Genomic DNA, 26,301 nt, shown 5'->3' with positions numbered 1-26,301 from the left:
GTAATCAAAACGAATCTGTACGAGGAATAATATTCACACTTTCATGTTCTTCTGAGTATTCAATTACCACTAGGCCCTCTTGTAACTGTTCGAGCACCTGATTCACTTTCTCTTCTAATGGTACTTCTTCTTCACCGTAATCAGTTCCCTCTCGAAGCACAAAGCTTTCGATGAGGCGATATAAAGTATCTGTGTCTATCGAATCGTAAGGAATTAGCATTGACCTAGCTGCTCCAATATAAATGCCGAAATACGGTCTTGAAGCCATAGTTTTGGCGCCCACGGTGTACCATGCAGAAATCCAACATGCCCACCTGTTTCACTCAGCTCATATGCCACGTCGGATGATAATTGATTGTCGCTAGGGATCACAGCTTCCGTCATGAAGGGATCATCTTTGGCGTGCAGCACTAGGGTCTTGGTCTTGATATGCTGAAGCATTGGCAAGGCACTGCAACGTCCATAGTAGTCATCAGCAGAATCGAAGCCATGAATAGGCGCAGTTACCTCATGATCAAACTCTCTAAAGGTCGCAATGCGATTGGCAGTTTCAATATTCAAGGTAATTAGACCACTCATATCAAAACGACGCATTTTTGCTAACAGATTCGACTTCATGCTATCCAACAAATAGTGTTGATACAGTCTTGAAAAACCACGTTGCATTCGCAAGGCACACTCAGCTAATAATAGCGGCGCAGATACTGCGACAGAGGCTTTGATGTAACTGGCTTCCTTTGATTCACACAGTAGTTTTAACAACATATTGCCCCCCAACGAGTAGCCTACAGCAAACATAGGTAAGTCAGGATAACGTGCGCGAACATGCTCCATTGTTTGCAAAGGATCTGTCGTCTCACCGGAGTGATAGGCTTTCGGTGTTAAATTGAGTTCGTGGCTACAACCTCTAAAGTGCATCAAGGCCACAATGAAGCCATCGTGTGTTAAACGCTTTATTAAGTGCCTTGCGTAATGCGAATTCACTGAGCCTTCGAGACCATGGAAGAGGAGCACAACACCCAACGCCGTGCTGTTTGATGCGGCATCATGTTGCTCTGGTATTGACCACGCAATATCTAAAAAGTCACCATCTGGGGTAGCGATGCGCTCATTACTCGTAGTAATGCTAGGCTTTGGAATAAGGTAGCGGGGCCAAATTGTTTGTACGTGCGGATTACTAGCCCATTGAGGAGCTTTAAATGCGGATTTTACAACGTGCCCGAATTGGCTTTTAAACATGGTGATGCTTTTCTCTTAAATCTTGCAATGTTTGTATCATTACTTGCACTTCAGCTGTTGACAAAGTGGTGTTTGGGAGCTTCTCAATATGCTGCCGTTCAGCATGCAGGGCAACATACGTCTGCATATTGCCGTTACTCTTAATCACTTGTCTTTGCTTAGTGTCCTTATTGATAGGATGCTCTGTCGCTTCTTTCAAATACGTCGCAACGATTTGCGCTTGCTGTGCTTTTTCCATTTCTAATTCTTGTGCCAAATAATCCTGATATCGTGTTTTGTCGAGCCGGTTTTCACTTTCAAGGGCATTTTTTGCTTGTCGACGCTTGACTCTATGTAGGATGAGCTCACCATCCATTATTTTTATTGAGCTTAAAATACTAGTAAGCACCAACTCATTAACGTCGACAGTAAGCTTGTCGCAGTATAAACAGAACAGTAGTACATTAACATTTAGGCCGAATCCGTCCTGCAAGCCTAAGAGCAATTCTTGTACGTCTTTTACTTTGTAGAAGCTCAGTGAGTATTCCCAAAAAAACTTCTCTGTAACTAACACGTGAGCCACTTCCTAAGCCTCGGTGCTATCTTGGGTATTTTGCTCAAATTGCGTACTAGCTTCTTCTAAAGCCTCTTGAGCTTCTAACCACAGCATTTCGGCATCCTCAACTTGACCTTTCAAGCTAGCCTGCTGGTTCAATATGGTCGCCAAAGCTGCTTTGTTCTCTGCATCATACAAACTAGTATCCAACATTTTTTCTTCAATTTCCGCTAATGCTTTGTTTGCATTTTCCATAACACGTTCTTGTTTTGCTATCTCGTCGCGAAAGGGCTTGGTGCTTTGCCTGAATTCAGCTTCCAAACGTTTTCGCGCTTTTTTGTCTAATTCAGGAGCTCTATTTGACGCTTTAGATACAGTGTCTTTGCCTTCTGCAGTTTCTACACTAGACATCGTTGGTGAGCTGAATAGCCACTTTCGATAATCATCAAGATCACCATCAAACGCACTAACTGCGCCAGCATCGACTAGATAAAAATCGTCACACACTGATGACAACAAATAACGGTCATGGGATACCAAGACCATAGCGCCATCAAAACCCTGCAAGGCAAAGCTTAGGGCTTGTCGCATTTCCATATCTAAGTGATTCGTGGGTTCATCAAGTAGTAATAGGTTAGGTTTTTGAAAAACAACTAAAGCTAAGACCAAACGGGCTTTCTCACCACCAGACATTGGAGCAACCGCTTTCAGAGCCTCATCACCATGAAAGCCAAAACCGCCTAGATAATCCCGAATTTGTTGTTCTGTTTGGGTTTTGTCTAAGCGAAAAACATGGTCATACGCCGAGCTTTGCAGGTGTAGTAGCTCTACTTGGTGCTGTGCGAAATACCCAATGGTTAGCCCTGCAGATGTCTCATAGTCGCCCTTCAAGGGCCGCATTTCTTCCGCTAATAATTTTATGAAGGTAGATTTACCTGCGCCATTTTTACCCAATAAGCCAATTCTACTGCCGGGAACCAAGTTCATCTTAACCTGTTCCAATATTACCTTTTCACCATAACCCACTTTCACTTCTTCCATACGAACCAATGGGTTGGGTAACTTTTCGGGTGGTTTAAAGGAAAACTGAAACGCCGATGACTGATGCACAGGTAACACTTCCTGCATTTTTTCTAACTGCTTAATACGACTTTGCGCCTGCTTAGCCTTACTGGCCTTTGCTTTAAAGCGAGTAATGAAAGAGTTTAAGTGAGCCTTCTTTTTTTCTTGCTTTTCAAACTCGCTTGCCTGCAACCTAAGTCGCTCTATGCGCTGTTTCTCATAACTAGAATAATTACCGCTGTAATACACAAGTGCTTGGCTTTCAAAACTAACAATATTGTCGACGCATGCATCAATAAACGATTTATCATGTGAAATCAGCAGCAAAGTACCTTTGTACCGTTGAATCCATGTTTCTAACCAAATAACTGCATCAAGATCTAAATGGTTTGTTGGCTCATCAAGCAAAAGTAAGTCGGAATCACATAATAAAGCCTGAGCTAAATTAAGACGCATGCGCCACCCCCCAGAAAAGCTACTCACCGGCAAACTTAGCTGTGCATTTTCAAAACCTAAACCAGCTAAAATCGTTGCGGCGCGGGCTTCAACATCATAAGCACCCAACTGGGCAAGCTCGTCATGAAGATGCCCAATACGGCTGCCGTCATGCTGTTCTTCAGCTTTCTCAAGCGCCTTTTGCAATTCTCGTAGATGAATATCGCCATCAATCACATAGTCAATTGCTTTACGATCTGTGCCTGGCGTTTCTTGAGCAACAGAAACAATCTTCCAAGCCTTTGGCACCATGCAGTCACCCGAGTCAGCTTGGATCTCATTGCGCAGCAAGCCAAACAAAGTGGATTTACCACAACCGTTTTTACCTATCACACCTACTTTATGGCCCGGGTATATTTCAATATTGGCTTGTTTTATTAGCTCTTTTACACCGCGTTGAAGCGATAGATTTTGTAATTGGATCATAGATTAAGGACGTGTTGATTTCTGTAATTTCAATTTTCATTATTTTGTGCCGATAGGATAGCAAAATTAGACTGTAGACCCTAAAGACTTTATTTTTTTATCATTGCTTTTGCACTGATAAGCAGTAAACAGAGTATAATGGAACAAGCTAAAAAATGAGGTAGTAATAGATGACAAATAAAACCAAAAAACGCTTTATCGCTGGAGCGACATGTCCGCAGTGTAAAAGCTTAGATAGTTTAATGCTGTTCTTTGAAAATAATGTAGAAAAACTAGCTTGTGTAAAATGTGACTATGCCGAAACTCAAACACAGGAAAAAGTGAGTTCAGCCACCCGCCCTTCTGAAAATGTTATTGGCGTTTTCAAACCCTAGTTTTAGCTTTAATGTTAGTCAAAGTAAGCATTTTATTGCTTCATGTGTGGGAGTTTGGTAATTTATTGTAAAAGAGCAGTGGACGCGTTTTTATTTACTAACGACCGCGAGCACACTGCACTATGATTTCACTTCTTTCAAAAGTTCTGTTTGTATCTCTCATGCACAGTGTTACTGCGCTTGCAGTGACAAAGAATACTGATACTTTAACAATCTATACTGAACAATTTCCACCCTACAACTTCGAAGTCAACGACAGACTTGTCGGTATCAATCTAGAGCTCACAAAAGCAGCCTGCGAACTTGCCAAAATCGATTGCCAATTTGAACTGTATCCCTGGAATAGGTCGATGAAACTGGTGCAGGAAAACCCCTGGTCAGGCATTGTTTCAACCGCCAAAACAAGTGAAAGAGAGACGATGTTTGAATGGGTTGGTCCATTTTCATCAAGTACTAACTGCTTATTCAAATTGAGTTCAAGAAAAGATATTGTGGTAAATGATATCGCTTCAGCTCAACAATACATTCTTGGCGGCTCAACCGACAATGCATATAAAGAAATACGAGAAGTGTTGGGTTTTGAGGAAGGAAAAAACCTACTCCTATTTAATGGTAAGTATGGCACGTTAAAGCCGTTTGCTGCAGGGAGAGTCGATTTGGTAGTAATGTCTTCGTTTAGTATTTCCCGACAACTTAACATTGCCGGCTTATCTTTAGCTGAGGTGACGCCAGTTTTAGAAATTGATAGTCGCCTGCTGAACGGAAATTATTTGGCACTTAATAAAGCGGTCCCTAAAAAAATAGTGTCTCGATTAAAAATTGCGATGGCACAGCTTTTTAAAGATAAGGCGCAGGCAAAAATTGAAGCCAAATACATAGGAAATGTCGACCTAGGTGAGGTTTCAAGCTCAAATGAAGCCCTTTGGAACGCCTGTGCGAAACGACAGATTACTGAACCAGCAGCAATACCAATAAATGCTTAACTACTCAGTGACCTGACTTCTTCAGCCAACTCTTCTTTAATTTCAGACAAAATAGTATTTTCATTACGAAGCTCTACTGCTTCCGCGTGGTTCGTTTCAGAAATCGCTCTAAGGTCCTCAATGACTTTATTGATATTTGTACTCGCTTGCTCTTGTGTGGTCATTGCTAGAGAAACTTTGTGATTTAATTCGGTAATACTTAATACAGATTCGTCCACTGCCCGAAGAATTGTGTCAGCTTTAAGCACCTTTTCTTCACTAACTTGTGCATTACTGCTTCCAAGTTTAATAGCGTCAACAGCATCTAGTGCACCTTTTTGCAGGTTCGCTATGATCACTTGAATCTCTTCTGTTGATTTTTGAGTGCGAGAGGCTAAGGTTCTTACTTCATCAGCAACAACTGCGAAGCCTCGGCCCTGCTCACCCGCTCTTGCTGCTTCAATTGCTGCATTTAAGGCCAATAAGTTGGTTTGTTCGGCTATGCTATTGATTACATCCACGACGCTTCCAACATTTTTAGCATCATCATCTAAGCGTTCGATTACCGTAGCGGTGTTTTGAATTTGCTGGGAAGAAGAACGAATAGTCTCAATCGTTTCTAACATCACGTCTTGGCTAGACTTTGCTGAATGCTTCGCGTTTTCAGCTAGCTCGGTGGCCTTAATGATATCGCCCGCAACTTGTGACGATAGCTGCATCATTTGTGCCGTGGCAGCAGACACATCCATAGTCTTTTCGTTTTGTTGCTGACTACTTTCTACCAGCTTTTCAGCCCCGTGAGTCAAGCCGGCGCTCAAAGTCACAAGTTTGCCTTGAGTTTGAACAAGGTGCTCGCAGACGTTTTTTAGTTTGTTGCTTAAGAGTTGAATCGCGTGGGACATTTCACCAATTTCATCAGAGCGATGAACATTATAACTGGTAGAAAAACCGCCATTACTTAAGCCTCTTAACTGCTCGATTAACTTCACGATCGGTTTAATGATACCTTTATTCATATAGAGATTTGATACCACAATACTCATAACTAAGGCCAAAACGATAGCTAAGATCGTTAACCACTGTAGGTTTGCAGATTGCGCTTGGAGCGTTTGGTTCTTTTCAGAAATTTGCAACTGTACTTGCGCAACTAATTCCTCCAATGCCTTACCAGGCGCACGATCAATTCCCCTAACAGTTGCGTCGCCTAATTTATGGTCGAAATTATTCACCTGAAAAGCTTCCAAACCTTTCTTATATTGAGATAAGAGAGCCGCGTGAATTTGTCGAAACTCTTTAACTTGCGAAATCAGCTCATCGGAAATGGATAGAGCGAGAATAGCTTCGGCTTGCTTTTGTACTTTCTCATGTTGCTCAACAAACTTACCCCAATACTTTTCTCTATCCTCAGTATTGTGACCTCTCAGTAAGACATTTTTCCACTCTTGAACCTGAGTTTTAAATTGTAGATTCAAGTTGCCAATCTCTAAGCCAGCGACATTATCAACTTCAATTAAATGCTTAAAGTTATCGATTTTATTAGACAGTAAAATATTGGAAACCAGAGCAATTAAGCCAACCAGTAGCAGAGCAGCGGTCAGTAAAGCTAAGATTTTGGTTTTCAAAGTGGTAAATGTTAACGAGCCGCGCTGGCTCGCGCGTGATGATGAGGTTCGTTGTTTTAACATTGGTAAGGCTCTTTAGTTATTGAGTTGAACGTCCTTGTATCCATTAATTAATGAAAGTAACCAATCATAAAAACGTCACTTAAAAGATAAGAGTTAATAGTGTGGAGGCAACTCATTATCCTGATTTGGTTCGGTATTACCTGCTTGGATACTTTTAAATTTATCGACTAAGCCAGTAATTAATTGAGCTTGTTTATCAACAGTATATTGCTGGTTTATGACAATTTTATTTAATTGCTCAATACTGTCTTCTTGAAATGCAAGTTTGAACTCAAGTTGCTCAATAGCTGCCTGCATTTCGGCAATAATTAACTCATTATTATTTTTCGACATTCCACGACTCCAAATTTCCACTACTTGATATTGATACAACGCTATTTTCGGTCGGCAGAAAACCGATACCATAAACTACTGCGGATTGAGGAGCTGGCCCTGATGTCGCTGCAACTCGCCACTCTTTAACGGTATCACCACTTTGCACATCCCATAGCGCTAGGCGTTTTGCTGGTGAGCCGGTGAGCAAATAACGACCATCTTCAGAAAATTTTGCACTGGTAAATACCCACTGGCGCTCAATAAAGTGCAACTGACTAATTGCTTCACCGGTTTGTGCATCCCAAATTTGGCTGTCATCTTGGCTATCGGAAGTAAATAAAAAACGAGCTTGGTCATCAATCGCGACTTTCGTTACCCGATTGGCATGATTAAAGACATGAATGATTTGTCCTGATTCGGTGCTCCAAAGGTAAGCCTTATAATCGTTACTTCCCGATAATGCATACTTTCCGTTAGGTGAAATATCAACTGTATTCACCTTCTCTTCATGCCCCAAAAACTCAATACTGCGCCCTGTACTCGGTTCAAAATACAACACTTTTCCGTTGGCTTTACCGATCAGAATGCCCTGCCCGGAATTACTGACGGCAATATCTCGAATTGTTGATTCATCTATGCGCCAGAAGCCCAAGGGGTCTCCGGAATTTACATTCCAAAGCGCAAAGTTTTCGCTGTCTGCGCTGACCACAAAATCACTGTCAGCTGATATATGAATATTATCGACGATGTTGCGACCTTCTTCTTGATGTCGCCAACTGAATAAAGCTTTATTTTCGCTAAGAGACCACACAACAATATCAGCGTTTACCCTTGAAATAACCGCGAACTGACCCGAGTTACTTATATCGGCGTCGTACACACCAACCTCAGATATCGGCAATTTACTTGTTGGTGTTGTCTCGGGAATAGAACAGCCCGTGCTGAATAAGACAAAAACACAACAAAAAGTCCAAAAGCTAGCTTTATTCATATAAATGGGGGTTTCGCTTTTACTGTCACACGTTTACTATTAGCCAAGTATATAATGATTGTTACTTAACAACACTATTTACGGCACTTTATTAACGCATAAGGTAAAACCGCGAAATAACTAGCCAACAATAGACTTTGTAAAAAACGGAGAAACCGAATGAGAAAGGCTACCTTAGCCATTGCAGTATTATCAGCACTTGCGCTCACTGCATGTCAAAAACAAGAAGAACAAACAAGTCCAGCAGAAGAAGTGAAAAGTGAAGCAAGCAAAACAGTTGCAGCAGAAGCGCCAGCAACTGGCGAAGATAATAAGTACACAACTGAAAGCCAGAAACATTCATATGCACTAGGTGCGAGCATGGGTCTGTTTGCAAAGAATCGTTTGGACCAACAAAAAGACTTAGAGATTGAATACGATGAAGCTGCTTTATTAGAAGGCTTCAAAAATGGCCTAGACGACAACACTGCTTTTACTCTGCCAGAACTGCAAGGCTTTACTCGTGCGGCTGATATGATCCTTCAAGCTAAACAGACGGAAAAAGCGAATGCGTCTGCCGCAAGCAATATAGCGGAAGGAGCTGAATACTTGGCAGCTAATGCAAAGAAAGAAGGTGTTGTGACCACTGAGTCTGGCTTACAGTATGAAGTGTTAACTGAAGGTGAAGGCGTAAGCCCCGCTGGCCCGACATCAACAGTTAAAGTGCATTATCGTGGCACTTTATTAGACGGCACTGAATTTGATTCTTCATACAGTCGCGGTCAGCCAGCAACATTCCCTTTGAATCGTGTTATTGCAGGTTGGACTGAAGGCTTGCAGTTGATGAAAGAAGGCGCTAAATATCGCTTCCATATTCCTTCGGAGCTTGCTTATGGTGAGAGATCAACCGGTAAAATCACTCCGAACGCTACGCTCATTTTTGACGTCGAGTTGCTAGAAGTCATTGAGCCAGCAAGTGAATAGATGCTTAGCTGATTAAAAAAAGCAGCACTAAATGAAAAACCACCTCCTAGATGAGGTGGTTTTTTTGATATTAAAGAGTTGAAAATTCGTCGCTCATCAGGGCTATAACTCTCAAATAACTGAAACCTCTGCTAAGCGCCGACCTCTACGCAATATTATTCGACCTAAAAATGCGGCAAACAAGCCAACTAATGCAATGATTAGAAAGTCAGGTTTAAACGGTAGAAGATAACTAGCCAGCAAGGCGTAGCCAAAGCTAAAAACACCGGTAATGAAAATGATAAAGCCGACTAGCATGAAAGCCTGACAGCCTACAGATATGGCTTGGTGCTGTGACCTTTCCTGATTTTGAATATGCATAACTATTACCTCATCACTATTTCTAAGGTATTCTTAAAAACCTTGAATACCACCGTGAGACAGCGAGTATAATCTACAATACGCTATCAACAACATTACTCAGACTTCCCACCTTTCAATTAGTTCATTTTTTAAGCTATTGTCAGCTATAGCGGAGCAATCAAGGCTTATTCAATAGAGCTAGCAAAGATATGCACGTCAAGCACACTATTTACAAATACCTGTTTAACATGATTTTTTTACAAATCAAACAGAAATTAGACTAAAGTTTTAAGGAATAGCAATATGAACTGAAAAAGCAATAATTAAGTTCATTTGCTTTAACTCTTTTAAATATTAAATGTAAATAAATCATTACACTTATATTTTTTCATAAGTGCATGTTTTAGTTATTGTTTAATATAAACCTTGTGAATATGTTGCAATAAAGTAACAATTAGCTTGATCTGGACAACCAGTTGAAGCCGATGTATCTCTTTGAGTTTTCAATAATTTAGGCATAGGGTATTGAATCTCGGCAAAAAGACCGAGAGTTAAAATAATAATAAAAACCTCAATAACAAGTAAAAAAGAGTAGGAACATAAATATGTCTAAACTACGCAAAAACCTTACGGTGGGATTAGGCTCAATGGCACTATCAGTCATTGCGCTTAGCGTTTCTGCCGCAACACAGTCTCAGATGATCGAAGTGAAGCAAAGTCCAAGTAAAGCACAACAGTCAAAATACGCTTCAAAACGATCTAGTGGCAGTGCCTTTGAAAACTTTGGTCAAGTTATCCAAGCCGAAGCAAAAGAAGAGCGCTATATCGTGACCTTTAAAGAACAAAAAGGTCAGCGCGCAGATAATGATCGTTTCTCATCAGGCAAACGCTCAACCCTTCGCCCTGATCAATCGAAGGCGATGATGCAGAATGGCAAGCTCAATCAAGGGAACGCTTACGGCATGTTAAAAAATGCCGGTGCCAAGCCAATTAAAGCGATTAAAGATAAAGGCATGGTTGCAGCTAAGATGTCCAAGGCAACATTAAATAAGCTAAGAAATGATCCTAACGTTGCTGATATTTCAGTTGATCACCGCCGTAGCTTAATGGCCGAAACGACACCATACGGAATTCCAATGGTGCAAGGCAACCTGTTATCGCAGAACAACCAATCAGCAAGAAAAGTGTGTGTTATCGATACTGGTTTTAATTTAGGCCACCCTGATTTGGGCGACCAGAATAACGGTGTGACAGGTAACGCAAATAACAACCAAGTAGGAAATTGGTTTAACGATGGCAACGGACACGGCACGCACGTCGCTGGCACAATTTCAGCATTATCAAATAACGAAGGTGTTGTGGGTGTATATCCAGGTGTAGATTTGCACATCGTAAAAATCTTTAACGACCAAGGTCAGTGGACTTTCTCTTCTGACATTATTGATGGTATTCAACAGTGCGCCAATGCGGGTGCCAATGTCGTGAATATGAGTTTAGGTGGGGGCGGCTCCTCAACTGCTGAACGCAACGCAATGCAAGGCTTTGTCGATGATGGCATCATGCTAGTAGCAGCAGCGGGTAATAGCGGTAATAGTTCATTATCGTATCCAGCGTCTTATGATGCGGTTATTTCGGTAGCCGCTGTTGGCTCTAACGAAAGCCGTGCGTCATATTCACAGTACAATAGCCAAGTAGAAATTGCTGGTCCAGGTTCAGCAGTTCAATCAACATGGCCAGTGAATACCTACAACACTATCAGCGGCACATCGATGGCTACACCACACGTGGCCGGCGCAGCAGCATTAGTTTGGAGTTTCTTTCCGAATTGTTCAAACGAACAAATTCGTACTGCCCTAAATGTCACTGCAAAGGACAAGGGTAGTGCAGGTCGTGATAACTTTTATGGCTTCGGTATAGTCAAGGCACGTGATGCCTATGACTATCTTAACGCAAATGGTTGTGATGGAAATGGCGGTGGCACTGGCGGTGGTGGCGGTGGCGGTGGCGGTGTTGATCCATTCTCGGGTCAACTAACCAACTTGTCTGGAAACAGAAACGCTTGGAAACGCTACACTTGGAATGTGCCAAACGGAGTAAGTAGAGTCACTGTAACTATTTCTGGTGGCAGCGGTGATGCAGACTTATACATGAAACTGGGTTCACAACCAGAAACGAACAGCTACGATTGTCGCCCTTATAAAAGTGGCAATAATGAAACATGTACCTTTACCAACACCAGTGGTGGCACATGGCACGTAGGTATTCGAGGCTACTCTCGCTATAGTGGCGTAACCATGAGCTACAGTTACGAATAAAAAGTACTGAAGCGAAGTAATGGTGTTATAGTCATTGCATATTCAATTAAGTGTAAACGGCCAACAACTTTGTTGGCCGTTTTGTTTTTGAAAGATGATTTATCTCGCTTGACACTGACGCAGAATTCGCCAAGATATGCAGCCCTAATTGCTACCAACAATAATGCGACTTGTATGATCAATGAAATCCGCTATCAATTTGAAACTGCGCCTCTCGCCAACCGATTCTTAAATGAATTAAAGCATTGGTCAAAAGCGGACGTAAAAGTGAAGCTATTCAAATCCTCACACTCTGTGCAAGTATCATATGAGTACGAAGCAGGCAGCTTTGACTATACGTGTTCGGAGCTAGATGACCTGGCTAGTCAGTATGGTGGCACTGAAATCTAATTCACTCGCTCACAAACACATCACATTAATAAATACATTTCATATTAAAGCATAATTATATTTATTTAAAAATAGCTCCTAAAATACGCTCCATATTCAAATTGGTTTAGGAGCCAATCATGCAAAATCATCAATCTTTTTTCGCTCGGTATCTAAAAACCAGCGCTATCGCCGCACTGAGTGTACTTTTCGTTGCCGCTTGTTCTGAGCAACAGGAAGCCCCGTTTGCACCGCCAGCGAGTGCCGTCCAAGTTGCAAAAGTTATCACTGCGGAGATTGTCTCGTCACATGAATTCACGGGTCGTACATATGCCCCTGAAACCGTCGATTTACGTCCTCGCGTTTCTGGCTATATTGCTTCAGTCGACTTTGTTGAAGGAAGCAAGGTTGAGCAGGGTGACGTACTTTTCACAATTGATGCTGCGCCTTTTGCAGCTGAACTTAGCCGCTTAAATGCAGAATTAAACATGGCGCAAGATCAATTATCTTTGGCTGAAGCTGAATATAAGCGTGCTAAAAAATTGGGGGCTAGCGCAGCTATCTCCGCGGAAGTATTAGACCAACGCTTGTCAACGCAGCAGCAAGCACAAGCTAGGGTGCAAGCCGTTAAAGCTGCGCTAAAACTTGCAGAACTCGATCTCAGCTATACACAGATTAAAGCGCCAATAGCCGGCAAAATATCAAATGCGACCATTACACAAGGTAACTATGTGCATGCAGGCCAAAGCTCACTAACGCGTATTGTGTCCACAGAAAAAATCCATGCATACTTCGACGCTGATGAAGTTACGTATTTAAACTATGCTAAGGCACAAAACACAGGAAGAAAGAATCCTATTTTAATGGGTTTAGCGAACCAAGAAGACTTGCCCTTTAATGGTCAAATAGACTTTATCGATAACCAAGTAAACCCAAAAACCGGTACGATAAGAGCGAGAGCAAGCTTTGAAAATACAAGCGGTGAACTTATTCCTGGTTTGTTTACTCGTCTACAAGTGATCAGTGACGAAGCACATGTTGGTGTATTAATTGATGATAAGGCGATTGCCACTGACTTAAATAATAAGTACGTGCTCGTTTTGGATGAAAACAATCATGTGCAGTATCGCGCGGTAACATTGGGTAGTAAGTTAGCAGGTTTACGTGTCATTGAAAGTGGATTGCTTGGCAATGAAGAGATCGTTATTTCAGGTTTGCAGCGAGTTAGACCAGGCGCACCTGTTGACCCAACCCACGTAGATATGGCCAATGCAGAAAGCCAAGCAGCACTGACTCGGTATAGCAATCGTATTGCAAAACTACTTGAGCAGAATACTGACAAGCTTGCATCAAACTGATTAAAAAGATGAAATGCCCTATACACAGCGTGTATAGGGCATTCAGCACTAGCTAAAATGCGAGCATTTATAAACTAAAGATATCTTCAATGCGCTTTTGCATATTCGTTGTAAATTTTCCATCTTGTAAAACGAGAGACTGCTGCATTTGTGTTTGCGCTTTGTTTTGCTTCAATCGCAAAATGATGCCACATACAATTGCATCTATAATGACTTGAGGTGCGAGATTACCATTCGCTTCTCTCATCAATTCCGTTTGTAAACTTGGCTTAGTGCAACGGATTTGAATAGGCGACCTGTTCGCAATAACATAGTCCTCACCGTCAAGGTCTGTGAAAGTCACCTCAGTATTCATTCTTAGAATCGCTTGGCTCCCCTCTTTAGCAGTGTAAGTCGTTAAACTTCCTTCCAAAAATTCCTGCAGGTTGCGGAAAGCTTGAATTTTACTATCGCCATCGATATGCACTGCATCAAAATCAATAATGATTGTCTCATTTGTTTCAACTAAGATGTCTTGAATACCAGCACAATCTTTCGCCCCTCTGTTTCCTTTCCGATTAATAGCAATCTCTACATGTGACGACATATCGCTGCGCTTCAACACTATCGAATCTGGTGCACACTTATGGCCACATAGAGCAACAAACTGACTTGGATTAACTAAACCAGATTGGCTTCCATCTTCGAAGAAGGCTAATAGGTGATGGTAATAAACAACATAGTTTTTCACGTCGGCATGCGAACCAGTCTCTAGAGCAAAATGTTGATCAAGATACGCTTTTGTCTCTTCCTGAGACGCCGTTGTATGTAAACTCGTCCAACGGCTATTGGCAGCTTGAATAAGTTGTTGACGATCAGTAATTGATGCACTCATGGTATTGGCTGCGTCCATATTACCTTGGCTAGTATCAATAAAATGACTTGGCTCTTGTACGTAATCAGTAATCAGGTTCTCTAGCGCTTGCCAAAAGACATTAACCTCGATGCCGCACGTTGGCAATACATCTTCATTGATGAAGGTGTAAAAGCCCTGATGGATTTGACTGTATTTCAAAGCTGGCATATTCATCTTCTTTTCCTCTTATTTTGACAAGTAGTGCATTTGCTTAACGAGTAAAATGTTTTGGTTTATTTACTTCGCTTGAGATAAAGCATAAAGTAAAAAGCACTAGAATTTCACAAAAGAAATTTCACAGTGTAAATTTTACAAAAACATCTTGTGTAAAAGTGAAGACAATTATGAAAAATACGAAAAGCCTGATGCGTAAGTCCCATCTTATGGGAACAAAAATTCGAAACTTACGAAAACGCAACAATCTAACAATGGAAGATCTTTCCGCGCGCTGTATTCGAGTGAACGCTGAAACCGCGCCATCGGTATCTTACTTGTCTATGATCGAACGTGGCAAGCGTGTCCCCAGTGAAGACATGCTCAGCGTTATTGCCTCAGTTTTTCAAAAAGATGTTGATTGGTTTTTAGATGACGTACCGGAAGAAAAATCCATTACCCCTGAAAAAGGAAACCGAGGCGGCATAAGCGGTATTGCGCTAGAGCCTAGCTTTCTGTTTTCAAATGAGATTCTGCAAATTGCCATTCCTGAGATGTTGTCACAAACCGGTACTAGCGGTCGTCAGTTTGCTCATTTACTGATCCGAGCGCATCAAGAGCATCATCAGAATCACTTTCCCGACTTAGAGCGAGCAGCTGAAGATGTTGGCTTGAAACGTATGCCACTTTCCGTCGAAGAGCTGATTGAAATAGCCCAGCAGCAAGGTTTAAAGATAGCGTGGTTCAATAAGGTCCCGGCTTCGCTTGCCAAAGAACTTGGCGGCAACGCCTATCGCGCTCCGACTAACAATATTGTGACATCGTTTTTTGATTCGCCCGGCACGATTTATATTAATCAATTACTCAAGAAGTTTCCTATGCGCTTGAAGTATGACCTCGCCGTACATATTGGACATGCTGTTTTACACAATCGCGACGGTTTAAAAAGCGTTCTGTTAACCGGCCTCAATCACAATAACACCTTAAGCGCTGATGGTACTCAATCCAGTCAATCATCAAATCTAAATGCACAAGATATATTGCATGCTTGGCGCGACTTTGAGTCTAGCTTTTTCGCCGGCGCTTTGCTTTGTCCTAAAGTGCCTTATCGTCAATTACTTGACCGCCAAGGTTACGAGATAAAAACCCATGAATTATTAGGTGTATCTGCCTCTGTTGCTATGCGACGCATGACCGCGGTGTCTTCTTACCGGCATTGGCACTATTTTGATGCTTACGCGCCAGGTAAGTTGAAAGCGGTGTATCGTGGAAATGGTATCCCCTTGCCTTGGGGCAATATGCGAGAAGTTGAAGATCCCTGCCAGCACTGGGCGGTTTTTAGAATGATTAACGCACCATTGCAAGGGACTAGCGCACAAATTTCGATATTGAATGTGGGTGATGAGCCACGCATTTACGTGTGTGAATCAACCAACGTGAAAGACATGGCAAACAACAGTCATGTGCTGTGTACCGGTATAGATTTGAACCCCGCTATCGATGCACAAGGTGAAGACGCAAGATCAATTGCTCACGATTTAAAAGACGTCTGTGTAAAAGGAGGAGGGTCTGCTGCGATACCAAAATCGATCAAAACTCAACTATCTAGTGTGGCACGAATACTCAATATCAACTGGGTTGAAAGAGGCATTGAAACTGAAGCAAGAATGATTTGTCCACGAGGTGCTGAATGCCCTAGGAAACCAAGTTGCTATCAAGCCTGCGGCGAGACAAGTGTCAGACGATAATAAAGTTTGATAATTGCTCATATAGTGCGTTCATCGTCCTGCTGACGCTGAATTATAGTCGTTAAGTTCTCTTAAAAATATCTTTTAATATTTCACAATATGTAATGCACACCTATCTTATTGTCAGGTTTGCTTGACTATTTGGTGCGTAATATGTAATGCTAGCCTTACACAATGTCAATATATTATGACAAAATTACAATATATTGAGAGAATAAGGTAACTTCAGGAGAGCTAAATATGAGTAATGAATTAGGTAAAAAGGAAAAGAAGTTTTTGGTCAAATTTATGTTGCATATTGCAATGTTTTTAGCGGTTTTAGCGTTATCAGTGTTATTGAATGAGACCAATGATTTGTCTATATACAGCACGGGATTCCTTGCAATGACACCTGTGATTCCGGTGATATTTTTATTACAGCTTGTAGTAAAACATTATCGGTCATTGGATGAATACATCCAGAGGGTAATGGGTGAAAGTTTGCTTTGGGCTGTAGGGGTTGTTGGTTGTGCAGCAATGGCTTATGGCTTGCTCTCAGAAATGGTTGAGGTGCCGTCTATTAGTCTAGCATTTATGTTGCCAGCAATCGCAGTTATCTTTGGTGTAGCGCAGTCCATTAAACTAGCGAGCGATACCCATGAAGAATAGGTTGCGGGTACTTCGTGCAGAAAATAGATGGTCTCAAGCAGAACTTGCTGAAAAGTTAGGAGTGTCACGTCAAGCCGTGAATGCCATAGAAACAGGAAAACATGATCCTTCTTTAACTCTTGCTTTTGCTCTTGCAGAGACTTTTGGAAAAAGCATTGAAGAAATATTTTGTCCTAAAGAGCAAAACAACTAGAAAATATGTGTTTTCTTTGTGCTGTATCTAATACTTATTGCTACGCCACGGCAACTAAGCAACTTCTAGAGCAATTCTACCATAATTATGTGAACTACCTCATAGCCTCCAGAGCGGGGCTTGATTTTATTTCATCCGCTCTACGTACTAGGCTGCCGGAGAAACTCTTAATTACCAACGATCTCCTTTTGCCTCTCAGCAGACCGCCGCCTGCGCGGTGGTGACGGGCAAGAAACTGCCTCACAAAAGTCAGTGAAGGCTAAAACGATTATGAGATACCAACACTCCTTTTCTCAGTAATAGACAAAGAAAACCATGAATTGCACATATTCCTAATACTGGCTCTATTGATATTGGTAATTTAGTCACCGTTCGCGGAGATGCATGTTATCAAGCCTGTGGCGAGACAAGTAGCTCATGAAAATCAGCTTTAGTCAGTGGTTTTGCCAAATAATAACCTTGGAATTTATCAACATTCATATCAATCAAGGTTTTTAAGTGGGCCTCGGTTTCAATGCCTTCCGCAGTTACTTGTAAGCTTAAACTTTTGGCCATCGAATGTATGGCTAAACAGAGGTTTTTCGCCTCTTGGTCTTGAACAATATCTTTGACGAAACTGCGATCAATTTTCAAAATATCGAAGTTAACGCTTCGCAAGTAACTCAAGCTTGAATATGCAATGCCAAAGTCGTCAATGGCGGTTCTCACACCCATTTCAGATAGCATGCGCATGTTTTCTCGAACTAAGGTTAAATCGTCAGCGAAAACGCGTTCAGTTAATTCAAGTATCAGCTTGTCACCCGTCAGGCCATATTTGTCTAAGCTACGACGAGTCGCGTCAACCAAAGCATGTTCTGCGAGTTGACGGTACGAAATATTCACCGACATACTAAGTTCTGTATGTCCCATGTCTTGCCAATCACGTAATGTCTGACAGGCAGAATCAATGACCCAATCGCCAATTTGCAATATGTGTCCGCTATCTTCCGCAATAGGAATAAACTCTTCAGGAGAAATAAAACCCAATTCGCCATGATTCCAACGCAATAAAGCCTCAGCGCCAGTAAGCTTCCTATTCCGATCGAAGATAGGTTGGAACACTAAAGACAGTTCATGTCGATCATTCGCAAAATTTAATTCCGTATTCAGACGCAGCTTACGTTGTAAGTCGATGTCATAGTCCAAGTTATAAAATGCAAATGCACCTTTCTGATTCGTTTTAGTGCGATACATCGCCGCATCGGCTTTACGTAATAAGTCGTTTGCATCTTTACTGTCAATTGGGTACTGAGCAATACCGACACTAGAACCAATGTTATGTTGCTTGTTTTGATGATAAATGGGCTGCAATATTACTTTTTGCACTCGCTCTACTAAGCTCACAATTTCATCTTTAGAAGTATCAATTTCCGTCAACAAGATAAACTCGTCACCACCAAAACGACCGATAAAGTCGCCTTCTCTAACACTCTTTTCAAGCCGTTGTCCAACTTCGACTAGCACTGCGTCACCGGCTTCATGACCATACATGTCGTTTACATCTTTAAACTTATCGAGGTCGATAAAAATCACAGCAAATGAAGCGTCAACATGATGCTTAAGCAAAGCAGTTAAGTGCTCTTGAATCATCAAGCGATTCGGCATTTTCGTAAGATGGTCATAATGCGCGAGGTGTGATAGCTCGGATTCATATTGTTTGCGCTCACTGATATCTTCTATTGTGAATAAGCTATGGCGCTGCTCATTTTCATCTAAAACACTCAGAGCAGAATATTCAATCCAAACAATTCGGTGATCCTGTGTTTGCACTTGTATTTCGCGAGAAGGCTTGTCCACATTACTCGGCGCAAAGAAATGTTCTCCATTCAAACAAAGTGCGCCAATATGTTGCTTGATCAGCGCGCCTGTTTTGAATCCAAAAGTAATATGTGTCGTTTGATTCGCGCGCTGAATAATGCCTTTCTCATCAATTAATAAAACACTTTGCGCTTTTGAATTAAAAACCCCAGAAAATAAATCGCTCTCAAAAGACGCGAGTTTCAGTGCTTTGCGCAAAGAGAGCATCTTTTCGTTCAACGTGAAGTGGTAGGTCAGCATGATAAGACTGAAAATCGTCAAGCACATTAAACGAGTGACTAAGGTGTAGGCCATGTCTCCCTCGTAGGGAAGCACTTCCATTTGTTCCGGCCACACATAATAGTAGATAGTGCCAAGCACACTAATAAACCAGAAGAATATTTGCCCGCGCCAGCCCATTGTTCCACCAGCTAGAATAGGAAAAATAAAAATCCAAGCATAGTGAACAGTATCAATACCACCGGCAAAGGTAACATTTGCCATGTGGATAGCGAACATACAAAACAACATAATTGCTGCTGCCAAGGGAACATTGCTCGTTTTCTTCAAAGCAAAAACGTTCACCACAATAACCAACACACCTATGGCTTGTGTCACTACAACCCAATCTGGCATGAAAGAATACAAATCTTTAAAGGTCAGCCCGAGCACGATGATGTAGATAAAGCTTGTGAAGTTAACAATAGAAAACACACCCGATGAACGAGCGCTTATAAAAAAGGCACTAAACGCTGACCTAGATGGTTTGATATTCATTTTTTCTGACGCCATGTTTCTCTGCTACTTCCCTTGCATTGTGATTGGCATACGAGCCACGAGTTTTTGTGGGCTCCAAATCTGCGCGCAATATATCACTATTCATTATCCAAAGCCTAATTAGTGAGCACTGAAAGAGATGAAAAATACAGTACGCCGACTACTTATGCTCGAATGAGTTTGCATAATAATATCTATCAGTTATTGTTACATTAATTAGAATAAATGATGATTCCTTATGAGACCACACGAACTCAATCTACTCGTTGTATTTGATGCGATCATGACCGAGCGCTCGATTACACGGGCAGCTAACCGCCTGAACATGACTCAACCTGCTGTCTCAAATGCAGTGAGCAGAATGCGAGTGGCTTGGAAAGATGACTTGTTCGTTAAAAGTGGTCGTAACATTCAACCGACCTTAAAAGCGCAAAACTTATGGGAACAAATCAAGGATCCTGTTTCAGAGTTGAGCGCTGTAATTAGGCCAAATGAATTTGACCCAAAAACCGTAAAAAGAACGTTCAGGATTTCATTGGCAGATATCGTTGCCCAAATGTTGTTGGTTCCGCTACGAAAAATCATTGAAGAGGAAGCGCCGAATGTCAATATTCATTCAGTCCCCTATACCATCACTAATGCCCAACAGGTGCTTGATGATGCCAACGTTGATTTGGTCTTAGGTGCGGCGCTGACTTTGTCTCCCGTGATCCGGGCAGAATATCTTTTCGATCCGTTTTATGTCTGCGTGATGCGCCCCGACCATCCATTAGCCAAAGGGCAAATTACCTTTGAAGAGTTTGCCAATGCTGAGCACTTATTAGTTTCACTTTCTGGTGACTCTTCCGGCTTTACTGATGAAGTCCTTGCCCAAAAAGGCTTAACTCGAAGAGTGTCTTGTACCGTTAATCAATTCAGTGTGGTGCCTGATTTATTGGTTAACAGTAAGCTCATTTGTGTCGTGCCTGCAGGCGCAGTGCATAAACAAATTGTAAATGGCACCTTAGCGGCCACTTTGCCTCCATTTGAAATGCCAAAAACGACAGCGAATTTGTTTTGGCATAAGCGACAAGATAAGGATCCAGGCCTGGTTTGGCTGCGTGAGAAAGTGAAAAATATACTGGTAGAAAAAGCCGAAATTGAAACCATTAGCGTGAAAAATCACTTGTGCTCTGGTTGCCTTGAACATCTGTTAAAGTGAGAACTCAACATCATCTACCAAGGTAAGGAGCCAAATAGGTAGACGAATATTGAGTTCTCAACAGCCTTGAGCTGTTAGCGTGTAGACTTCGTGCGGACGAACACCCTATAGAATAGAGGTGTCAGTAGTAGTCCGAAAATTGTCACGCCAATCATGCCGGCAAAAACTGCGACGCCCATCGCTTGTCGCATTTCCGCTCCCGCACCCGTTGAGAGAACCATCGGCAATACACCCATGATAAATGCGATTGATGTCATCAAGATAGGGCGCAAGCGTAAACGCGTTGCTTCCATTAGTGCATCCATCGTACTGAGGCCTTGCTCCTGTTTTTCTTTGGCAAACTCAACAATCAGAATGGCATTCTTTGTGGCTAAGCCAACCAATACTATCAAGCCAATTTGAGTGAATATATTATTGTCTCCACCTGAAATAATCACGCCGGTCATCGCCGATAAAAGCGTCATCGGGATAATCAATATAATAGCGAGCGGCAAAGTCATACTTTCATATTGAGCGGCAAGCACCATAAATACCAACAACACAATCAAAGGGAAAACAAGTAATGAGGTGTTGCCCGCTAGTACTTGCTGATACGTAAGATCGGTCCACTCGTAAGTAACGCCGTTTGGTAGAGTCTCTGCTAGAATCGCTTCTATAGCAGCTTGAGCTTCACCAGAGCTAAAGCCAGGTGCAGGTGCGCCGTTAATCTCAGCCGTGGTAAACCCATTGTAATGCATTACGCGATCAGGACCCGCTACATAGCTCACGCTGACAAAAGAACCTAAGGGGATCATATCGCCTTGACGATTGCGGATCTGCAACTGTTCAATTTGCTCGGGTTCTTGACGAAAGCTTTCTTCAGCTTGTAAATTGACTTGGTACGTGCGACCGAATTGATTGAAGTCATTCACATATAACGACCCCAAATAAATTTGCATCGTTCTAAAAATATCGTTGATCGCAACGCCTTGCATTTTTGCTTTATCGCGGTCAATTTGAACGTCCAGTTGCGGCACATTTACTTGGTAAGAAGAAAATACACCCGCCAACTCAGGCGTTGCCCACGCTTTTTGTAATACCAACTGCGTTACCTGATACAACTCGTTGTAACCCATGTTTGCTTTATCTAGCAATTGCAGTTTAAAGCCACCAATCGTGCCAAGCCCTTGAACCGGAGGAGGTGGGAAAATAGCAATAAAGGCATCTTGAATACCAAAGAATTGGGCGCTCAACTCACCTGCAATTGCATCAGCCGACAAATCATCAGTATTGCGCTCATCAAAAGATTTAAGGGTCACGAACACAACGCCACTGTTTGAGCTATTAGTGAAGCCATTAATACTCAGACCGGGAAATGCGACTGCAGATTCTACTCCGGGATGAGCCAAGGCAATACGAGACATTTCCTGAATCACTTCTTCTGTGCGATCTAACGATGCCGCATCAGGCAATTGAGCAAAAGAGACTAAATACTGTTTGTCTTGACCTGGTACATAAGCGGTTGGTGTTGTGTGAAATTGGTAGCCAGTTAGCCCAAGTAAGCCGATATAGATTACCCCGACAATGGCACCTGAACGCAATATTTTTTGTACCGCGAAGGCATACGATTTTTCACCCTTGGCAAATAGCTTGTTAAATGGAGTAAAGATAAATCGGCCTAGAACTTTGTCCATACCTCGTGTTAGCGCATCCTTCGGTGCATCTTTATCTTTTAGCAATACTGCGGCCAAGGCCGGACTTAAGGTTAGGGAGTTAAATGCAGATATAAAAGTTGATATAGTGATAGTAAGTGCAAACTGCATATAGAATTGTCCCGTCAGTCCAGACATGAATGCGGTAGGTACAAACACGGCTGCAAGCACGAGCGTGGTGGCAACAATCGGCCCAGTTACTTCCCGCATGGCTTTTTGGCTAGCTTCCAATGGTTTTAAACCGTCGTGAATATTCCGCTCAACGTTTTCTACCACGACGATAGCATCATCAACGACAATACCTATCGCAAGCACTAAACCGAACAAGGATAAAGCATTGAGGGAAAACCCAAGCAAATGCATCACTGCAAACGTTCCCACTAGTGAAACTGGCACTGCTACCAAAGGAATAATTGATGCACGCCAAGTTTGTAGGAATAACACCACAACCACCACAACAAGGAGCACAGCCTCAAATAAAGTCTTTACTACTGCTTCTATTGACCCACGCACAAATACGGTCGGATCATACACAATGCTGTAATCGAGGCCTTCCGGGAAAGTCTGTTTTAACTCAGCCATCTTGGCGCGTACATCTTCAGAAATTTGTATCGCATTTGAACCCGCAGCTTGGAAGATAGGTAGTGCAACAGCTGGCTTATTATCTAATAGTGAACGCAAAGCATAAAAGTCGGCACCAAGCTCTATTCGAGCCACATCGCGTAAACGCGATATCTCACCTTGCTCCCCTACTTTAATAATGATGTTGCCAAACTCATCTTCATTCTGAAGCCGCCCTTGGACGTTAATGAGCAATTGAAAGTCGTTCGAGCCCGAAGGTTGAGCCCCCAAACTACCCGCTGCCGCTTGTTGGTTCTGTTCAGTAATTGCAGCAGCAATATCCATTGGAGTGAGTTCAAGTGCCGCGACTTTATTTGGATCTAACCAAATTCGCATGCTGTATTCACCCGCTCCGAACAAACGAACATCACCGACTCCAGTGACACCAGCAAGCTCATCTTTAATATTCAAGTGAGCGTAGTTAGACAAGTACAACATATCGTATTTATCGTTGGGTGAAGTGATGTGCACGACCATCGTCAAGTCAGGGGACGACTTCTGTGTAACCACACCCATTCGCTGCACTTCTTGAGGTAAACGAGGCAGTGCTCTATCTACTCGCCCTTGAACGTGGGTTTGTGCCAGGTCGACATCAGTTCCAATGGCGAATGTGATGGTTAAAGTCATTCGTCCATCAGCCGTCGCTTGAGAAGACATATACAACATATTCTCTGTTCCCTGAAGCTCTTGCTCCAACGGACTCGCCACTGTTTCTGCAATGACTTTTGGATTGGCACCAGGATAGTTAGCCGTCACCACGATAGTCGGCGGTACAACTTCAGGGTATTCAGTTATTGGCAATTGCCATACAGCAAGCGCACCGGCAATGAAAATTAATAATGACAAAACGCCAGCAAAAATTGGGCGGCGAATGAAAAACTGAGAAAAATTCATACGAGCTCCTTAAACAGGCGCACGATAAACAGAAAGTAAACGATAGCGATCAGTGTGATTAAATACATTATTGGCTCCTCAACCTTGGATATTGGGGAGTACTATAATGATACTTTAACATAAATATAATTATGATTTCATATTAAACGCATATTGATAATGAATGTATTAATGAGATATAAAAGGAATTCAACCAGTCGTAAAGCCCGCTATTTGTTAGAGTTTAGATAGTCATGAGAGAGTTTAAGCGGTAAGATTTAGAACTAGTGCACGAACTCTCTCGCGGTATCTTCATGGATGAGTCAGTTTGATTGTCTGTAAGTGAAACAAAAAAACTATCATAGTCATTGTAACTAAGGGAACTACTTCGCCATGAATGAGTACATTCAAAACTTCGATATCAATCAATATTTGCCAGCCGCGATAGCCTGGGCGACTAATATTTTAATGGCTATTCTGATTCTATTGCTTGGCATTTGGATCAGCGGCCGTGCATACAAAGCGGTATATTCGTTTGGAAAACGCTACGAGCGTCTTGACGACACCTTATTCCGATTTTTTGGAAGCATAGCCCGCTATGTCATTTTAACCTTTGTATTTATATCTGTCCTGAATCGATTTGGTGTACAAACCACTTCTATCGTTGCACTCATTGGTGCAGCAGGTTTAGCTGTAGGTTTAGCCTTGCAAGGTGCCATGTCAAACTTAGCCGCCGGCGTTATGTTACTAATATTCCGTCCATACAAAGTGGATGAGTTCATAGAAGCAGCAGGACAGTTCGGTAAAGTAACTGAAATCGATTTATTCACCACTATCATGCAAACATTTGATAACCAAAAAATCATTATCCCTAACAGTGAAATATGGGGCCAACAAATTACCAATCATTCATTTCATGAAGTACGTGGTGTCGACATGACTTTTGGTGTTGCCTATAACGAGAATATTGATGACGCTCGCAAGGTCATTGATGAAGTGCTTGCTGCACATCCTCTGGTATTAAAAGAACCCGCTCCTTTTGTAGAAGTTAGCGAGTTAAATAACAGCTCAGTCGATTTTATCGTGAGACCGTTCTGTAAAGGTGATGACTATTTCAAAGTGAAGTTCTCTGTACCAGAGCAAATTAAGAAAGCCCTAGATGCGGCGAATATTGAGATCCCATTCCCGCATCGCAAAGTTATTTTAGTCAAAGAAGATTAAGGTCTAATGGGCTTCGCCCAGAAAAATATAGGAAGGTAAATGAGCAAGGTAGTATTACTAGATGGTGGCATGGGGCAAGAGCTGCTTAGCAGAAGTCAGCGTCCAGCAACACCTATGTGGTCAGCAGATGTTATGCTTCATGAACCTTCCCTAGTGCGCGATTTACATTTGGATTTCATTCGTAGCGGTGCAGACCTTATTACCTTAAACACATATACTGCAACACCCACAAGACTGACTCGTCAGAATGCGCTGTCGAAGCTGCAAGATTTGCATACCATGGCGATGTCCGCTGCAACCGAAGCAAGGCAACTCTCAGGTAGAACCGAGGTCAAAATAGCAGGATGCTTGCCACCTCTAGTCGCCAGCTATCGACCAGAATTTGCATTGCCTTATCAGGCATCTCTTGATAGCTACCGAACCTTGGTGAAGCTACAGAGCCCTGCGAGTGACCTTTTCATTTGTGAAACAATGTCATCGATTGACGAAGCAAAGGCCGCTTGTGTTGCAGGACTTGAGAGTGAAAAACCTGTTTGGCTTGGATTGACGGTACAAGACGATCAACCCCAACTATTAAGAAGTGGAGAGAGCCTAAAAGACGCACTCACTATTTTTGAGGCCATGCCAATAGAAGCGATCGTACTTAACTGCAGTCAACCAGAAGCGATCGATGCCTGCTGGCCATTATTGAGCAAATCGACAAAGAAAATTGGTGCCTATGCCAACGGTTTCGTCTCCGTGACCTCTCTGTACCCCGGCGACACAGTAGAAGAGTTACAATCACGACAAGATTTAAGTCCCAAACACTACGCGGACTATGCTTTATCTTGGGTGGAACGTGGGGCCACAATAATTGGTGGTTGTTGTGAAATAGGACCGGAGCATATCAAGGCGATTCATCAGCGTTTGGTTGACGCAAAATTCAAGCCGTTTTAGTCGTACACGCACTGTTGGTGTAATCAATGAATGACAACAACAAGGCAACAAATATCCAGTCCCTTTACATGCAATCC

General features: G+C 42.3%; 23 protein-coding genes. 12 read left to right on the top strand and 11 right to left on the bottom strand.

What is annotated here, in order from left to right:
- Positions 1–4: 4 nt before the first annotated feature.
- The 4 genes from RM556_RS12710 to abc-f are packed head-to-tail and all read right to left on the bottom strand — an operon-like array spanning position 5 to position 3,757.
- A complete protein-coding gene (locus tag RM556_RS12710; protein ID WP_311362436.1) occupies positions 5–220 on the bottom strand; it encodes a YheU family protein in 216 nt (71 codons plus the stop codon).
- Positions 214–1,239, bottom strand: coding sequence for a hydrolase (locus RM556_RS12705; RefSeq protein WP_311362437.1), 1,026 nt, complete (start codon positions 1,237–1,239; stop codon positions 214–216). Before RM556_RS12705 ends, RM556_RS12710 begins: the two co-directional genes overlap by 7 nt.
- Complete coding sequence (locus RM556_RS12700) at positions 1,232–1,801, bottom strand: TIGR02444 family protein (RefSeq protein ID WP_311374755.1); 570 nt, start codon at positions 1,799–1,801, stop codon at positions 1,232–1,234. The genes RM556_RS12705 and RM556_RS12700 overlap by 8 nt, the downstream gene beginning before the upstream one ends.
- A gap of 3 nt (positions 1,802–1,804) precedes the next feature.
- Entirely contained in the window at positions 1,805–3,757 is a 1,953-nt protein-coding gene (gene abc-f, locus RM556_RS12695; protein WP_311374754.1) for a ribosomal protection-like ABC-F family protein, read from the bottom strand.
- A 170-nt stretch (positions 3,758–3,927) separates the two neighbouring features.
- Here abc-f and RM556_RS12690 point away from each other — a divergent pair, with 170 nt between their 5' ends.
- The gene (locus tag RM556_RS12690; protein ID WP_311362440.1) at positions 3,928–4,131 is read left to right on the top strand and encodes a YheV family putative zinc ribbon protein; all 204 of its coding nucleotides are present in this window, start codon (positions 3,928–3,930) and stop codon (positions 4,129–4,131) included.
- A gap of 122 nt (positions 4,132–4,253) precedes the next feature.
- The gene (locus RM556_RS12685; protein ID WP_311362441.1) at positions 4,254–5,114 is read left to right on the top strand and encodes an ABC transporter substrate-binding protein; all 861 of its coding nucleotides are present in this window, start codon (positions 4,254–4,256) and stop codon (positions 5,112–5,114) included.
- Here the strand turns inward: RM556_RS12685 and RM556_RS12680 are convergent.
- The 3 genes from RM556_RS12680 to RM556_RS12670 all read right to left on the bottom strand — a co-directional run bounded on the left by RM556_RS12680 (position 5,111) and on the right by RM556_RS12670 (position 8,084).
- Entirely contained in the window at positions 5,111–6,778 is a 1,668-nt protein-coding gene (locus RM556_RS12680) for a methyl-accepting chemotaxis protein (RefSeq protein ID WP_311374753.1), read from the bottom strand. The two genes, RM556_RS12685 and RM556_RS12680, sit on opposite strands and share 4 nt — an antisense overlap.
- Before the next feature lie 93 nt (positions 6,779–6,871).
- A complete protein-coding gene (locus tag RM556_RS12675) occupies positions 6,872–7,111 on the bottom strand; it encodes a SlyX family protein (protein WP_311362443.1) in 240 nt (79 codons plus the stop codon).
- On the bottom strand, positions 7,098–8,084 hold the full coding sequence (locus RM556_RS12670; protein ID WP_311362444.1) for a hypothetical protein: 987 nt from the start codon (positions 8,082–8,084) through the stop codon (positions 7,098–7,100). The genes RM556_RS12675 and RM556_RS12670 overlap by 14 nt, the downstream gene beginning before the upstream one ends.
- A gap of 159 nt (positions 8,085–8,243) precedes the next feature.
- Here RM556_RS12670 and RM556_RS12665 point away from each other — a divergent pair, with 159 nt between their 5' ends.
- Positions 8,244–9,047 (top strand): FKBP-type peptidyl-prolyl cis-trans isomerase, encoded by an 804-nt coding sequence (locus RM556_RS12665; RefSeq protein ID WP_311362445.1) that lies wholly within the window; start codon positions 8,244–8,246, stop codon positions 9,045–9,047.
- A 111-nt stretch (positions 9,048–9,158) separates the two neighbouring features.
- Here the strand turns inward: RM556_RS12665 and RM556_RS12660 are convergent, their stop codons facing one another.
- Positions 9,159–9,407, bottom strand: a complete 249-nt coding sequence (locus RM556_RS12660) for a hypothetical protein (protein WP_311362446.1) — start codon at positions 9,405–9,407, stop codon at positions 9,159–9,161.
- A 587-nt stretch (positions 9,408–9,994) separates the two neighbouring features.
- On the opposite strand from RM556_RS12660, the gene RM556_RS12655 reads away from it, so the two are divergent.
- The 3 genes from RM556_RS12655 (at position 9,995) to RM556_RS12645 (ending at position 13,431) form a co-directional block, all read left to right on the top strand.
- Positions 9,995–11,704, top strand: a complete 1,710-nt coding sequence (locus RM556_RS12655; RefSeq protein WP_311374752.1) for a S8 family serine peptidase — start codon at positions 9,995–9,997, stop codon at positions 11,702–11,704.
- A gap of 174 nt (positions 11,705–11,878) precedes the next feature.
- Complete coding sequence (locus RM556_RS12650) at positions 11,879–12,094, top strand: hypothetical protein (protein WP_311362448.1); 216 nt, start codon at positions 11,879–11,881, stop codon at positions 12,092–12,094.
- Positions 12,095–12,213: 119 nt separating this feature from the next.
- Entirely contained in the window at positions 12,214–13,431 is a 1,218-nt protein-coding gene (locus RM556_RS12645; RefSeq protein WP_311374751.1) for an efflux RND transporter periplasmic adaptor subunit, read from the top strand.
- A 67-nt stretch (positions 13,432–13,498) separates the two neighbouring features.
- Here RM556_RS12645 and RM556_RS12640 read toward each other — a convergent pair whose 3' ends face one another.
- Positions 13,499–14,500: a malate synthase gene (locus RM556_RS12640; protein WP_311374750.1), complete on the bottom strand. Its 1,002-nt coding sequence runs from the start codon at positions 14,498–14,500 to the stop codon at positions 13,499–13,501.
- 170 nt (positions 14,501–14,670) lie between these two features.
- Between RM556_RS12640 and RM556_RS12635 the strand changes: the two genes are divergently transcribed.
- From RM556_RS12635 to RM556_RS12625, 3 genes are all read left to right on the top strand, one after another.
- Complete coding sequence (locus RM556_RS12635; RefSeq protein ID WP_311374749.1) at positions 14,671–16,227, top strand: DUF3612 domain-containing protein; 1,557 nt, start codon at positions 14,671–14,673, stop codon at positions 16,225–16,227.
- 240 nt (positions 16,228–16,467) lie between these two features.
- Complete coding sequence (locus tag RM556_RS12630) at positions 16,468–16,875, top strand: hypothetical protein (protein WP_311362452.1); 408 nt, start codon at positions 16,468–16,470, stop codon at positions 16,873–16,875.
- Positions 16,865–17,068 carry a helix-turn-helix transcriptional regulator gene (locus RM556_RS12625; RefSeq protein WP_311362453.1) on the top strand — a complete coding sequence of 68 codons (204 nt, stop codon included), beginning with the start codon at positions 16,865–16,867 and terminating at the stop codon, positions 17,066–17,068. The genes RM556_RS12630 and RM556_RS12625 overlap by 11 nt, the downstream gene beginning before the upstream one ends.
- A gap of 390 nt (positions 17,069–17,458) precedes the next feature.
- Here RM556_RS12625 and RM556_RS12620 read toward each other — a convergent pair whose 3' ends face one another.
- Positions 17,459–19,696: an EAL domain-containing protein gene (locus RM556_RS12620; protein WP_311374748.1), complete on the bottom strand. Its 2,238-nt coding sequence runs from the start codon at positions 19,694–19,696 to the stop codon at positions 17,459–17,461.
- Between the two features lie 223 nt (positions 19,697–19,919).
- Between RM556_RS12620 and RM556_RS12615 the strand changes: the two genes are divergently transcribed.
- On the top strand, positions 19,920–20,882 hold the full coding sequence (locus RM556_RS12615; protein ID WP_311362455.1) for a LysR family transcriptional regulator: 963 nt from the start codon (positions 19,920–19,922) through the stop codon (positions 20,880–20,882).
- 74 nt (positions 20,883–20,956) lie between these two features.
- Here RM556_RS12615 and RM556_RS12610 read toward each other — a convergent pair whose 3' ends face one another.
- A complete protein-coding gene (locus RM556_RS12610; protein ID WP_311374747.1) occupies positions 20,957–24,088 on the bottom strand; it encodes an efflux RND transporter permease subunit in 3,132 nt (1,043 codons plus the stop codon).
- A 372-nt stretch (positions 24,089–24,460) separates the two neighbouring features.
- Between RM556_RS12610 and RM556_RS12605 the strand changes: the two genes are divergently transcribed.
- Positions 24,461–25,288: a mechanosensitive ion channel family protein gene (locus RM556_RS12605; protein WP_311362457.1), complete on the top strand. Its 828-nt coding sequence runs from the start codon at positions 24,461–24,463 to the stop codon at positions 25,286–25,288.
- 39 nt (positions 25,289–25,327) lie between these two features.
- A complete protein-coding gene (locus tag RM556_RS12600; protein ID WP_311374746.1) occupies positions 25,328–26,224 on the top strand; it encodes a homocysteine S-methyltransferase family protein in 897 nt (298 codons plus the stop codon).
- Positions 26,225–26,301 lie beyond the last annotated feature (77 nt).

The sequence above is a fragment of the Alteromonas sp. W364 genome (assembly GCF_031846205.1).
In the GTDB taxonomy this organism is placed as follows: domain Bacteria; phylum Pseudomonadota; class Gammaproteobacteria; order Enterobacterales; family Alteromonadaceae; genus Glaciecola; species Glaciecola blandensis.
The sequence above is the reverse complement of the archived record's forward strand: the minus strand, read 5'-3'. Positions and strand labels throughout refer to the sequence as shown.

Coding starts and splice junctions, on each gene's coding strand:
- RM556_RS12710 (WP_311362436.1), bottom strand. CDS start 220: ATGCTAATTCCTTACGATTCGATAGACACAGATACTTTATATCGCCTC.
- RM556_RS12705 (WP_311362437.1), bottom strand. CDS start 1,239: ATGTTTAAAAGCCAATTCGGGCACGTTGTAAAATCCGCATTTAAAGCT.
- abc-f (WP_311374754.1), bottom strand. CDS start 3,757: ATGATCCAATTACAAAATCTATCGCTTCAACGCGGTGTAAAAGAGCTA.
- RM556_RS12690 (WP_311362440.1), top strand. CDS start 3,928: ATGACAAATAAAACCAAAAAACGCTTTATCGCTGGAGCGACATGTCCG.
- RM556_RS12685 (WP_311362441.1), top strand. CDS start 4,254: ATGATTTCACTTCTTTCAAAAGTTCTGTTTGTATCTCTCATGCACAGT.
- RM556_RS12680 (WP_311374753.1), bottom strand. CDS start 6,778: ATGTTAAAACAACGAACCTCATCATCACGCGCGAGCCAGCGCGGCTCG.
- RM556_RS12675 (WP_311362443.1), bottom strand. CDS start 7,111: ATGTCGAAAAATAATAATGAGTTAATTATTGCCGAAATGCAGGCAGCT.
- RM556_RS12670 (WP_311362444.1), bottom strand. CDS start 8,084: ATGAATAAAGCTAGCTTTTGGACTTTTTGTTGTGTTTTTGTCTTATTC.
- RM556_RS12665 (WP_311362445.1), top strand. CDS start 8,244: ATGAGAAAGGCTACCTTAGCCATTGCAGTATTATCAGCACTTGCGCTC.
- RM556_RS12660 (WP_311362446.1), bottom strand. CDS start 9,407: ATGCATATTCAAAATCAGGAAAGGTCACAGCACCAAGCCATATCTGTA.
- RM556_RS12655 (WP_311374752.1), top strand. CDS start 9,995: ATGTCTAAACTACGCAAAAACCTTACGGTGGGATTAGGCTCAATGGCA.
- RM556_RS12650 (WP_311362448.1), top strand. CDS start 11,879: ATGATCAATGAAATCCGCTATCAATTTGAAACTGCGCCTCTCGCCAAC.
- RM556_RS12645 (WP_311374751.1), top strand. CDS start 12,214: ATGCAAAATCATCAATCTTTTTTCGCTCGGTATCTAAAAACCAGCGCT.
- RM556_RS12640 (WP_311374750.1), bottom strand. CDS start 14,500: ATGAATATGCCAGCTTTGAAATACAGTCAAATCCATCAGGGCTTTTAC.
- RM556_RS12635 (WP_311374749.1), top strand. CDS start 14,671: ATGAAAAATACGAAAAGCCTGATGCGTAAGTCCCATCTTATGGGAACA.
- RM556_RS12630 (WP_311362452.1), top strand. CDS start 16,468: ATGAGTAATGAATTAGGTAAAAAGGAAAAGAAGTTTTTGGTCAAATTT.
- RM556_RS12625 (WP_311362453.1), top strand. CDS start 16,865: ATGAAGAATAGGTTGCGGGTACTTCGTGCAGAAAATAGATGGTCTCAA.
- RM556_RS12620 (WP_311374748.1), bottom strand. CDS start 19,696: ATGGCGTCAGAAAAAATGAATATCAAACCATCTAGGTCAGCGTTTAGT.
- RM556_RS12615 (WP_311362455.1), top strand. CDS start 19,920: ATGAGACCACACGAACTCAATCTACTCGTTGTATTTGATGCGATCATG.
- RM556_RS12610 (WP_311374747.1), bottom strand. CDS start 24,088: ATGAATTTTTCTCAGTTTTTCATTCGCCGCCCAATTTTTGCTGGCGTT.
- RM556_RS12605 (WP_311362457.1), top strand. CDS start 24,461: ATGAATGAGTACATTCAAAACTTCGATATCAATCAATATTTGCCAGCC.
- RM556_RS12600 (WP_311374746.1), top strand. CDS start 25,328: ATGAGCAAGGTAGTATTACTAGATGGTGGCATGGGGCAAGAGCTGCTT.